This is a genomic window from Nostoc sp., assembly GCF_054880495.1.
Map to the genome: position 1 here is coordinate 1 of NZ_JBTYKD010000024.1, position 10,792 is coordinate 10,792.

The 10,792-nt window shown below is 44.0% G+C and carries 13 protein-coding genes; 9 read left to right on the forward strand and 4 right to left on the reverse strand.

Translation table 11 applies throughout. From position 1 onward, the window contains the following. Positions 1–243: 243 nt before the first annotated feature. Positions 244–1,533 carry a phosphopyruvate hydratase gene (gene eno, locus ACYTXL_RS02535; protein WP_461923363.1) on the forward strand — a complete coding sequence of 430 codons (1,290 nt, stop codon included), beginning with the start codon at positions 244–246 and terminating at the stop codon, positions 1,531–1,533. Positions 1,534–1,536: 3 nt separating this feature from the next. After that, on the forward strand, positions 1,537–1,740 hold the full coding sequence (locus ACYTXL_RS02540; protein WP_461923364.1) for a hypothetical protein: 204 nt from the start codon (positions 1,537–1,539) through the stop codon (positions 1,738–1,740). Here ACYTXL_RS02540 and argC read toward each other — a convergent pair. Next, a complete protein-coding gene (gene argC, locus ACYTXL_RS02545) occupies positions 1,731–2,789 on the reverse strand; it encodes an N-acetyl-gamma-glutamyl-phosphate reductase (protein ID WP_461923365.1) in 1,059 nt (352 codons plus the stop codon). The genes ACYTXL_RS02540 and argC overlap by 10 nt on opposite strands. A 371-nt stretch (positions 2,790–3,160) precedes the next feature. Here argC and ribBA point away from each other — a divergent pair, with 371 nt between their 5' ends. Further along, positions 3,161–4,840: a bifunctional 3,4-dihydroxy-2-butanone-4-phosphate synthase/GTP cyclohydrolase II gene (ribBA, locus tag ACYTXL_RS02550; RefSeq protein ID WP_461923366.1), complete on the forward strand. Its 1,680-nt coding sequence runs from the start codon at positions 3,161–3,163 to the stop codon at positions 4,838–4,840. A gap of 278 nt (positions 4,841–5,118) precedes the next feature. Here the strand turns inward: ribBA and ACYTXL_RS02555 are convergent, their stop codons facing one another. Together ACYTXL_RS02555 and ACYTXL_RS02560 are read right to left on the reverse strand one after the other, a co-directional pair. Then, entirely contained in the window at positions 5,119–5,997 is an 879-nt protein-coding gene (locus ACYTXL_RS02555) for an N-acetylmuramoyl-L-alanine amidase (protein ID WP_461923367.1), read from the reverse strand. 929 nt (positions 5,998–6,926) lie between these two features. Continuing rightward, on the reverse strand, positions 6,927–7,781 hold the full coding sequence (locus ACYTXL_RS02560; protein WP_461923368.1) for a PD-(D/E)XK nuclease family protein: 855 nt from the start codon (positions 7,779–7,781) through the stop codon (positions 6,927–6,929). A gap of 146 nt (positions 7,782–7,927) precedes the next feature. Here ACYTXL_RS02560 and ACYTXL_RS02565 point away from each other — a divergent pair, with 146 nt between their 5' ends. Further along, on the forward strand, positions 7,928–9,343 hold the full coding sequence (locus tag ACYTXL_RS02565) for a phosphoglucomutase/phosphomannomutase family protein (RefSeq protein WP_461923369.1): 1,416 nt from the start codon (positions 7,928–7,930) through the stop codon (positions 9,341–9,343). A gap of 3 nt (positions 9,344–9,346) precedes the next feature. On the opposite strand, the gene ACYTXL_RS02570 is transcribed toward ACYTXL_RS02565, so the two are convergent. Further along, positions 9,347–9,514, reverse strand: a complete 168-nt coding sequence (locus tag ACYTXL_RS02570; RefSeq protein WP_461923370.1) for a hypothetical protein — start codon at positions 9,512–9,514, stop codon at positions 9,347–9,349. An 83-nt stretch (positions 9,515–9,597) separates the two neighbouring features. On the opposite strand from ACYTXL_RS02570, the gene ACYTXL_RS02575 reads away from it, so the two are divergent. The 5 genes from ACYTXL_RS02575 to ACYTXL_RS02595 all read left to right on the forward strand — a co-directional run. Further along, positions 9,598–9,876 (forward strand): LapA family protein, encoded by a 279-nt coding sequence (locus ACYTXL_RS02575; RefSeq protein ID WP_461923371.1) that lies wholly within the window; start codon positions 9,598–9,600, stop codon positions 9,874–9,876. An 83-nt stretch (positions 9,877–9,959) separates the two neighbouring features. Further along, on the forward strand, positions 9,960–10,076 hold the full coding sequence (locus tag ACYTXL_RS02580) for a BrnT family toxin (RefSeq protein WP_461923372.1): 117 nt from the start codon (positions 9,960–9,962) through the stop codon (positions 10,074–10,076). A gap of 34 nt (positions 10,077–10,110) precedes the next feature. Next, positions 10,111–10,227 (forward strand): BrnT family toxin, encoded by a 117-nt coding sequence (locus tag ACYTXL_RS02585; RefSeq protein ID WP_461923375.1) that lies wholly within the window; start codon positions 10,111–10,113, stop codon positions 10,225–10,227. Positions 10,228–10,230: 3 nt separating this feature from the next. Beyond that, positions 10,231–10,488 (forward strand): BrnA antitoxin family protein, encoded by a 258-nt coding sequence (locus ACYTXL_RS02590; RefSeq protein ID WP_461923373.1) that lies wholly within the window; start codon positions 10,231–10,233, stop codon positions 10,486–10,488. A 31-nt stretch (positions 10,489–10,519) separates the two neighbouring features. Beyond that, positions 10,520–10,792, forward strand: a 273-nt coding sequence (locus ACYTXL_RS02595) for a DUF29 domain-containing protein (protein WP_461923374.1), incomplete at its 3' end; no start/stop codon positions are given.

A 10,792-nucleotide genomic window follows, 5' to 3' on the forward strand; every position in this document is an offset into this window, starting at 1 on the left:
CCCAGTAACCAAAGGCTCTCGTGTCGCCCACCCCACAATAAATAGTTGGATATTTTTTTATTTGTCAGTCCCTAATCTCTAATCCTTAATCTCAATCCTTGGGCAAAGCGCTTTGACCAAATGACTGGAAATATTCTTAAATCTCAGCCTATAAAGCTTCCTAAACGCCTATGCTAGCGATTGGGTTAGCCACTAAACTATATCGGCGCTAAGAAAGCAATCGAAGTAAAGGACTAAGTAAAGATGAGTAACATTCTAGATACTGCTATTGAGGCGATCGCAGCTCGTGAAATTCTTGATTCACGCGGGAGACCGACAATTGAAGCGGAAGTGCATTTAGCCAACGGTGTTGTCGGACTAGCACAAGTTCCCAGTGGTGCCTCTACTGGCACTTTTGAGGCTCATGAACTGCGTGATGGCGATAAAAGCCGTTATGGGGGCAAAGGCGTACTTAAGGCAGTGCAAAACGTCAGAGAAGCACTTGCACCCCAATTGTTAGGTTTGGATGTCCTCAACCAAGAACTGCTAGACCGGACAATGATCGCTATAGATGGTTCTGCTAACAAATCTAATTTGGGGGCTAATGCGATTTTGGGGGTTTCCCTAGCAGCAGCCAAAGCTGGTGCTGAATCTTTGGGAATTCCTCTATATCGCTATTTAGGTGGACCTTTAGCGAATTTGCTCCCAGTGCCGTTGATGAACGTGATTAACGGTGGCGCACACGCTTCAAACAACGTAGATTTTCAAGAGTTTATGATTGTCCCAATTGGCGCAACTTCCTTCCGGGAAGCATTGCGCTGGGGCGCAGAGGTGTTTGCAACCCTCAGTCAAGTATTAGATGAGAAGGGTTTACTAACTGGTGTGGGCGATGAAGGCGGTTTTGCCCCTAACCTAGAGTCTAATCAGGTGGCTTTGGAATTGCTGGTTGCTGCCATTGAGAAAGCTGGTTATAAGCCAGGGGAAGAAGTAGCTTTGGCGTTGGATGTGGCGGCTAGTGAGTTTTACAAGAATGGGCAGTATGTCTATGATAGTCAACCTCACGCTCCTACGGTGTTTATTGATTACCTTGCTCAATTGGTTAATCAATATCCAATTGTGTCAATTGAGGATGGCTTGCATGAAGAAGATTGGCAAAGTTGGCAATTGCTGACCCAGAAGTTAGGTTCACGGGTGCAGCTGGTGGGAGATGATTTGTTTGTTACTAATGCCACGCGCTTGCAAAGAGGCATCCAGGAAAAAGCCGCTAATTCCATTTTGATAAAACTCAATCAAATTGGTTCTCTGACTGAAACCTTAGAAACGATTGATTTGGCGACTCGTAACGGTTTCCGTTCAGTAATTAGCCATCGTTCTGGTGAAACCGAAGATACAACGATCGCTGATTTAGCCGTAGCAACCCGTGCCGGTCAAATTAAAACCGGTTCCCTCTGTCGCAGCGAACGCGTTGCAAAATATAATCGCTTGCTGCGAATTGAAGATGAATTAGGCGATCGCGCCGTTTATGCTGGTGCTGTAGGTTTAGGTCCGAAGTAGGGATTGCGGACTGGGGAGGCAGACGGGCAGACGGGCAGACGGGCAGACGGGCAGACGGGCAAGAGAAGAATAAAACAATGCCCAATACTTCTCTTCTTAGGCTACGCCAACGACTTCGTTACTTCTCTTCTTAGGCTGCGCCAACGACGCCGCTCAGTACAAGTCAGTACAAGTCAGTACAAGTGCCCAATGCCCATTTACGGATAGAAGCCAAGTTTGGGCAATCCCAAGGTTTCATCCCAGCCCATCATCAGGTTTAGACACTGAATCGCTTGCCCCCCCTGTCCTTTAATTAGATTGTCAATTGCTGACATGACAATCACGCGACCTGTGCGTGGGTCAACTTCTACACCGATGTAACAAAGATTGCTGCCGCTAGCCCATTTAGTTTGGGGGTAAATGCCGCTACCGCAGATTTTCACCCAAGGAGAGTTGCGGTAAAAGGCGGAGAAAATTGTGATTAAGTCATCTCGCACTAAACCAGGATCGCGCAGTGTGGCATATACGGTTGCCAAAATACCGCGCACCATTGGGATCAGGTGTGGTGTAAATTGGATCATGAGTTCGTGACCAGCTAAGTCACTGCAAATTTGCTCAATTTCTGGGGTATGACGGTGACGACCGACATTGAAAGCTGCTATGGAGTTGTCTGCCTCAGCTAGTAATAAGTTTGTTTGAGCTTGCCGTCCACTGCTAGATGTGCCAGATTTGGCATCGATAATAGCTGTTTCTGGTACGATTAAACCTTGCTTTAAAAGTGGCAAAAGTGCCAGAAGACTTGCAGTGGGATAGGAACCAGGACAGCCAATGAGTTGAGCTTCGGCAATGCGATCGCGATAAAGTTCTGGTAATCCATAAACTGCTGTAGCTGCAATTGTGCGATCGCTTCTCTGTGTCCCATACCAATTTGTATAAGTTGTCAAATCACTAAACCGATAATCTGCACTTAAATCTAATACTTTACATCCTTTTTCCAACAGTTTGGGCGCGATTTGGCAAGCCAGACCATTTGGTAAAGACAGGAAAACTACTTCACAGCGATGAGCAATTATTTCTGGTTCTACCGCCTCTATTAGCAGGTTAGTTGCATGAGCCAAATACGGGTAGAGATCCCCCAAAGATTTCCCGATACTGCTCTCACCGCCTAAATAAACCAGTTCGACTTCTGGATGATCCATCAGTAATCGTACTAACTGTACTCCGCCATAGCCCGACGCGCCAACAATCCCAACGGGTACGCGTCTAAATTTGCCCATGATCTGAAATCCTTACCCATGAATGGTTAATTCGTTCTCAGCTATAAACAATATCAGCGACTAGACGCACAGCACACAAAACACCCCAAACCCCTCATCTCCCTTATCCTTGACCGTCGCCGCACTTTATCCCCACTTCTGGCAAAAATTTTTGCCACGTGATCAAATCATCAGAATATTCGGTAAATTGGTAATTGTTTTGAGCGTTTAAAGGGATAGTCAAATATCCCTTCTAAGCAAGACTTAGACAATCGAGCCTGTTTTTAGACCTGAGAGTGTCAATGCTAGTCTACTTCTTGCCTTATAAAGGAGCTACAATTTAAAAGAATAAATTGTTAAAAAAATTTACCTTGGTAGCTGGAAATTTTTCTGTGTCACAGCCTAATATTACCCAAGCTTTTAAATTTAAATTTGATTCGATTGATGCCGCCTTAGCAGACCTAAAAGCTGGTCGCGTTATTGTAGTCGTAGATGATGAAAATAGAGAAAATGAAGGCGACTTAATCTGTGCTGCCCAATTTGCTACACCCGACACGATTAATTTTATGGCGGTGGAAGCTAGAGGACTAATTTGTTTGGCAATGACAGGCGATCGCCTAGATGAGCTAGACTTACCCTTAATGGTCAGCAACATTACAGATACTAACCAAACTGCTTTCACTGTGAGTATTGATGCCGGGCCGGAGTTGGGCGTTAGCACAGGCATTTCAGCCGAAGACCGCGCCCGCACTATCCAGGTTACTCTCAACCCAGCCACAAAACCTACCGATTTACGTCGTCCTGGTCATATTTTCCCGATTCGGGCTAAAGAGGGAGGCGTACTCAAACGCGCCGGACATACAGAAGCGGCTGTAGACTTATCTAGACTCGCAGGGCTATACCCATCTGGGGTAATTTGCGAAATTCAAAACCCCGACGGTTCAATGGCGCGGTTGCAGCAGTTAGTTGAATACGCTAAACGTCACAATTTAAAAATTATTAGTATTGCCGATTTAATCAGTTATCGGCTAAAACACGATCGCCTAGTCTATCGGGAAGTTGTTACTAAGCTGCCTAGTCAGTTTGGCCAGTTTGAAATTTACGCCTACCGCCATACTGTGGATAACACAGAACACGTTGCAATTGTCAAGGGCGATCCGGCTAACTTCAAAGATGAGCCGGTTTTGGTGCGAATGCACTCAGAATGTTTAACTGGTGACGCTTTGGGTTCTTTGCGCTGCGATTGTCGGATGCAGTTAGAAGCCGCACTGAAAATGATTGAGGCAGCAGGTCAAGGTGTAGTTGTATACCTGCGCCAAGAAGGACGGGGGATCGGCTTGATTAACAAGCTGAAAGCCTACTCATTGCAGGATATGGGACTGGATACAGTAGAGGCAAATGAGCGTTTGGGATTTCCAGCTGACTTGCGAGACTACGGCATGGGGGCACAAATGCTCATGGACTTGGGCATCCAAAAAATCCGGTTGATTACGAATAATCCCCGTAAAATTGCTGGAGTCAAAGGTTATGGGTTGGAAGTAGTCGATCGCTTACCGTTGTTAATTGAGGCAACCGACTACAATTCCTATTATCTGGCAACAAAGGCGAAAAAGCTCGGTCATCTGCTGTTACAGACTTATCTAGTGACAGTAGCAATCCACTGGCGAGATGACCCGGAAGCTGTTACCGAACGTTATGAACGCCTAGAGAAACTGCGACACTTAGCGGCAAGTAATGATTTATTGTTGCAGGAAGAAGCGCGTCCCTTAGCGATCGCTTTATTTGACGAGCCATCTTTAACAGTACACTTGGGTTTTGATCAGCCAAAAGTTGCTAGCTCTGATTGGTATCAGCAAAGTGGTCATCCTTATATACAAGCTGTCTTCCAAATTCTGGACAACCTCGCAACTTTGCCTTACATCCAGAAATTAGAATTTCTGATTTCCTCTGGTTGCGATCCTTTGAGTAATTTACAAGTCCAACTAGATCGACAGACATTCCCAGATGGTACACTGCCTTCATCGATTAGCGATCGCCTAGAAAAGCAGCAAATCTATAGCTTTAGCAAATAGCTTCAATAATTGCAAGATGCTGCCACTACTTTTAAAAACTATGGTTCTCAAAATATAGCAGTTCTCGTTTGGATGCAAAGCATGGTAGGGGCACAGCATTGCTGTGCCCCTACGAGTGGTCTGTATTCCATCCAATTGAGAACTGCTATAGATGTAATTTATAGCTGTAGACAGACAGCTTAGGACATTCTCAAACCCTAAGAGAGCGGCTGTCACAGCTATCCATAGCAGACTTGTCCTAACCATTATGGCAGCCGCTATAACAGCAAGCAAATAAATTAATTACTCACGCTATAGATTGGTCTGATCTGACGATAAGTATTAAGTAAGTTCAGAAATTTATTACCATCAAAATTTATCGGGTCAATTTTTTTACCAGAACGGTCTACTAGACGGTGCGTAGTGATGCGATCGTTTCTGACTTGACTTTGAGCAATTAACCAAGCAAGAGAATGATATTGAGCTTCCGTGTAACCGCTATGAGTTTGTTGGCTGCTACTGTCATAACTATCTGGCGGTGTTTCCAAAGAAACGTGATAAGCAAAATTATTCACAGACGCCGGCAAATTTGGATTAGTCTGCACAGTTTCCACTCCCTCGGAACCATCAAATACTGAGTTAGCTGCACCAAAAGCCCGCTTTTCTGGCGGTACTAGATAAACCACCGTTCCCTCTAACTTGATTAAAGCGTGATAACTTGCTTGCACACTTTCATCGTTATGGGGTTCTTGAAAAAAATTAACAGCACTGGAAGCAGAATAACCAGTTTCATGGAGGACGATAATCGGTTGATTGTTGACAGGAATACCGTTAACATCTTGGGCGTACCGTTCACCATAGTTACTTGGATCAACCGAAGCAACTTGATAATTAGGTCTGTAACGTGCAAAAGCTTTAGTGGTTATGTACCTTGCTACAGGCTTGTAAATCTTGACTGGGGACTTGATAAGACGTTGAGATTTCTTCTCTGGGTATTTCGCTGATTGGAATTGCACCTGGGGATATTGACTCCAAGTTGTAGTCTGTGGATAGGATGTATGGGATGTTATCGGATTATGTTGTAATTTTGTTGCTCGTCCAATTAGCAGCACTACAATTAAAGCCATGAACATCAGCGAGATTAGTAGCACCCTAGTCGCCCAGTCTGTAAACCTCATTTTTCTAATACCAGTAAAACGGTAGATATTAACTTACGCGATGTGCAACTTATTCCTCTTCCCCACAGGAAGCAACGCTGTACACACAAGTTATCCGATTGATTACCCAAAAGTCCTCCAAAACCTCACCCTGTCCTATCGGACATCCCTCTCCTTAATAAGGAGAGGGACAGGTTTTGCGTAGCAGAACCAGGGTGAGGTTTCTTTGGGCTATTCGAGAAAGCGTCAATTGCGTCTCAATAGACTTGTGTGTACACCGTAGCCCACAGTCCGAGAGGCTTTGATTCTTCCTCCCCAACGCTGGTAGGGAAGGGGTTCGAGGTTAGGTTTGAAAGAAAGTTGCACACGGCGTTAACTTATAGCTAAACTGGCGTGTCCCTGGTAGAGGCGCACTTCTGTAAACCCCTACCGTAGATGGTATCCAAACAATAATCGCTATAATACCTTAATTCTAGTCAAATATACGTTTATAATCTCTGCAATAGTGCTGTTACGAGCCATTTAATAATGATGTTTTACCCACACCCCCTTCACCAACTACTAGCAGCTTAGAAAGATATTATCCTTTAGCTTCTAACCTGGCTCGAAGATAAGTCAAAATTGCCTGCGTTCCCTGCTCAACCACTCATTCACAAAGCTCTAAGGTTCATTCACAAAGCTCTTAGAGGTTGTTTGAAAAGTGGTTGGCTGTAATTTTAGGCACTTATTGATCCCCCCTAACCCCCCTTAAAAAGGGGGGAACCGGAATCATAGTCCCCCTTTTTAAGGGGGATTTAGGGGGATCGAAAACTTTTTGCTACCGATAAGCGGACTTTTCAAACATCCTCTAAGGTTCATTCACAAAGCTCTAAGGTTCATTTACGAATATCAAATTGCGTTCATAAAATGTTAGTTATTTTAAATGCATTAGTTATTCTCCCTACTCCCCACTAGCTATTAACTCTTAAACTGGGCAGAGGAGATGATTGATGCTGCTTAAAATCGGCAAACTCACAGATTGAATTAAATGGACAAAAGCGGCAGTGCGAGCCAGGATTGGGAGGGAAAATTTTACTAAAATTACTAGCTTCATCCTGATATTTTTGCAAATCGTGCTGGTGCTTGTGGGCAACATTAGCTAACTCAAATTTTAAGGATTCTAATTCACTATTATTAATACTAATTAACTCAGACTTTTTCGATATTTCCAAATTATAAAATGATGCAACAGCTTTTCGTCCAGGGTAAAGATAACGAGCAGCTAATAAATAAACTAATGCCTGTCGTCGGTCAAAAACAGATTTACCAGTTTTGAAATCTAAAATATGTAAAGTGCTATCAGCCTCAATGAAAACGCAGTCCATAGCTGCATATAAGCGAAAGCAATAATCTTCTTGTTCAATTAAAATCGCTTTAGGGAAGCCTTCATCACCCGGAGTTAATTGGATAATTTCTTTATCCAAAAGCAACGGAGCATCGTGATATTTTTTCAAAATTTGCAGCACGCGTTGCTGGACTTGCTCGCTTGAGTTGGCTAATTTCAGTAGCTGGGCAACTCTTTCTACACCATCTGCTTGCTTCAACAGATAACTGTGATGATGAAACTCATAAATGCCTTTTTGGGCGAGTATGCCAATTCGCTGGGGTGCGGTGGCTTGCGTCAATAGCGCTTTGACTTGTGGTTCGTGTTGCCGCGCTTTGATAAACCCCCGTCTCATCTGGCAATGCCAGCGTTCTTGCCCGATCGCTGGGGCAATTAGAGACCAAAGGTGATAACTGGCAAAAGGTCGATCGGGGGTTGACATTGCTCAGAAACAGTGAGAGAAAATACGGTGGGAAGAAGTTTTAGCTAAGGTTCCCTTAGAAAAGAACTTCCGGGGATACTTGCTGCTACACACTCTTTGCGCGAAGCTTTTATAGTACTAATAATGTACGGGAGCAAGTGGCAAAAATGTCCAGCAAGATCAAATTTGGTACCGATGGATGGCGAGGGATTATTGCCGATGACTTTACTTTCCCTAATGTGCGGAAAGTAACAAGGGCGATCGCTACTTATTTAGAAACAGCCTACACGAAAGATAGACCAGTACTTATTGCCTACGATACTCGCTTTTTAGCTGACCAGTTTGCCCAAACAGCAGCCCAAATACTGGCAGACTTGGGTTGGACTGTGAAAATTACTGATCGGGATTGCCCCACACCAGTAATTGCCTACAACGCCCGCCACCTAAATTCCGCAGGGGCGTTGATGTTTACTGCTAGCCATAATCCAGCACCCTACTGTGGGATTAAATATATACCCGATTATGCTGGCCCTGCCACTCCAGAGATTACTGATACTATTGTGGCAAATATCGAAAGTGCATCGGATGAGTTGCCTGGGAGCAGCCCATCAGGTTCAATTTCAATTTTCGATCCGAAACCTGATTACATGCAATTTATCTACACCCTACTGGATGTAGAAAAGATCAAAAGCGCTAATTTAAAGGTAAAGTACGATGCTTTGTATTCTACCTCTCGCGGCTATTTAGATGAAGTTTTGCAACATAGTGGCGTTGAGTTAGAAAGTTTCCACAATTGGAGAGATGTGTTATTTGGGGGTGGAATGCCAGAACCCAAAGGAGAACAATTAGTTGAGTTAGTGGAAGCAGTACTTCGCGATCGCGCTGATTTGGGTTTGGCGACGGATGGAGATGGCGATCGCTTTGGCATCGTTGATGAACAAGGAAACGTCCTCACACCCAATACTGTGCTGTTAGTTCTAGCACGTCATTTAATCAAAAACAAAGGAAAAACTGGCGCGATCGTCCGCACTGTGGCGACAACTCACCTGCTGGATAATTTCGCTGCTAAAAATGGGCTGCAAATTTATGAAACACCAGTAGGTTTTAAATACATCGGCGAAAAAATGCGCGAAACTGCTGTATTAATTGGTGGTGAAGAATCAGGCGGTTTGAGTATTATCGGTCATATTCCCGAAAAAGACGGGGTATTAGCCGATATGTTAGTGGCAGAAGCGATCGCCTATGAAGGCAAACCTCTAAGTCAACTTGTCAAAGAAGCGATCGCCGAAGCCGATGGCCCCCTTTACAACAACCGCCTAGACTTGCACCTCACAGAAGCGCACAAAACCACCGTCATCGACTCCTTTACCAAAAATCCCCCTACAGAGGTAGCAGGAATTAAAGTCAAGGAAGTGGGGCGTAAAGACGGTATTAAGCTCTATTTAGAAGACGGTAGCTGGGTTTTACTACGTCCTTCCGGTACAGAACCTCTGGTGCGCGTCTATCTAGAAACCAACACTCCCGAAAAACTAACTCAAATCGCCCAAGAGTTAGAGAGTGCTATTGCTAAACTAGAGGCATAAAAGTTAGGAGTTAAGAGCAGAGACGCGATTAATCGCGTCTGTACAGTTAGGAGTTAAGAGTTGTAAAGTAACAATTCTTAACTTATAGCGTTTCTCGTTTACGTGATTTACACCCGTAGGGGCACGGCAGTGCCGTGCCCCTACACCTCGCAATATAATGTTGTACCGCATCTGAATGGGAACCGCTATATAACTCCCATTAACACTTATGACTTCTAATTTAATAACTCCTAATTTCTAACTTTTATTAAGATATGAAAACTCTCGCTCCTTTTTTGACATCTCTAGTTGTAGCGGTTTGGGTAATAGCGATCGCAATTATTTCAGTTCAAAATGCCACACCCGTATCGTTAAAATTCTTAACATTCCAATCGATTCAGATACCAATGGGTTTAGTGCTGACTTTTAGTGCCGGTGTAGGGTTAATTGGTATGGCACTGCTGCAACCTCTCTGGGGACTTGCTGGTTCTAAACAGGGTAATTCTCGATTAGAAGACGATGCCGAATTTTTTGTTGATGATGAAGATTTTTAAGGTTTGAGAAAAACATACACAAGTACATCAGTCAAGTACTCTTCCTCTGCTAATATGCACATTAGTGCATACAATAGATTTAGATGGCGTATCAGTGGGATAGGGATAAAGCAGCAGCCAATCTTCGCAAACATGGCGTTGACTTTGCTGATGGAGTAACCGTATTTTCTGACGATTTAGCAATATACCATCACAGATGAACGTTTTGATAAAGAGAGATTTATCACTATTGGGATAGATGCTTTCAGTCGAGTTTTAGTAGTTGTGTATACATGGCGCAATGATCAGATTCGATTGATTTCTGCCCGCAAAGCTATGCATTATGAACAAAAGCAGTATGAACAGGGATAAGTCATGGAAACTGAGTATGATTTTAGCCAGGGTAAGCGGGGAGCGATTGAACCAACAGCAACAGGCAAAACTCGAATTACAATTCGCCTAGATGATCAAGTAATAGCATGGTTTCGTGACCAAGTTCACGCAGCAGGTGGGGGAAATTACCAAACTTTGATTAACAATGCCTTGCGTGAGTATATTCAGCAGCGTCGTGAACCGTTAGAAGAGACATTACGGCGAGTATTGCGAGAGGAACTTGAACGAATTGGAAAATGAGGATATTTTGGTTTACCTAAACTATGCGGCTATGAGCGCAACTTATACAGCAGATTTTAATTTGTGGATTGAGCAGACAGCCCAACTATTGCGATCGCATCGCTGGCAAGAAGTTGATGTAAAATATCTGATTGAAGAGGTTGAAGGCTTGGGCAAAAGTGAACGCCGGGCTATTGCCAGTCAACTAATTCGCTTGCTGTTGCATCTGCTCAAGTGGCAATATCAACCCCAGCGTCGCTCAGATAGTTGGCTCGATTCTATCACCGATTCTCGCACCCAAATTGAGTTAGCCATAGAAGATAGT

Excerpts from the sequence above, each read along its gene's own strand:
- ACYTXL_RS02575 (WP_461923371.1), top strand. The coding sequence starts at position 9,598 with ATGAAAACTCTCGCTCCTTTTTTGACATCTCTAGTTGTAGCGGTTTGG.
- ACYTXL_RS02580 (WP_461923372.1), top strand. The coding sequence starts at position 9,960 with ATGGCGTATCAGTGGGATAGGGATAAAGCAGCAGCCAATCTTCGCAAA.
- ACYTXL_RS02560 (WP_461923368.1), bottom strand. The coding sequence starts at position 7,781 with ATGTCAACCCCCGATCGACCTTTTGCCAGTTATCACCTTTGGTCTCTA.
- eno (WP_461923363.1), top strand. The coding sequence starts at position 244 with ATGAGTAACATTCTAGATACTGCTATTGAGGCGATCGCAGCTCGTGAA.
- ACYTXL_RS02570 (WP_461923370.1), bottom strand. The coding sequence starts at position 9,514 with ATGCGGTACAACATTATATTGCGAGGTGTAGGGGCACGGCACTGCCGT.
- ACYTXL_RS02590 (WP_461923373.1), top strand. The coding sequence starts at position 10,231 with ATGGAAACTGAGTATGATTTTAGCCAGGGTAAGCGGGGAGCGATTGAA.
- ACYTXL_RS02565 (WP_461923369.1), top strand. The coding sequence starts at position 7,928 with ATGTCCAGCAAGATCAAATTTGGTACCGATGGATGGCGAGGGATTATT.
- argC (WP_461923365.1), bottom strand. The coding sequence starts at position 2,789 with ATGGGCAAATTTAGACGCGTACCCGTTGGGATTGTTGGCGCGTCGGGC.
- ACYTXL_RS02555 (WP_461923367.1), bottom strand. The coding sequence starts at position 5,997 with ATGAGGTTTACAGACTGGGCGACTAGGGTGCTACTAATCTCGCTGATG.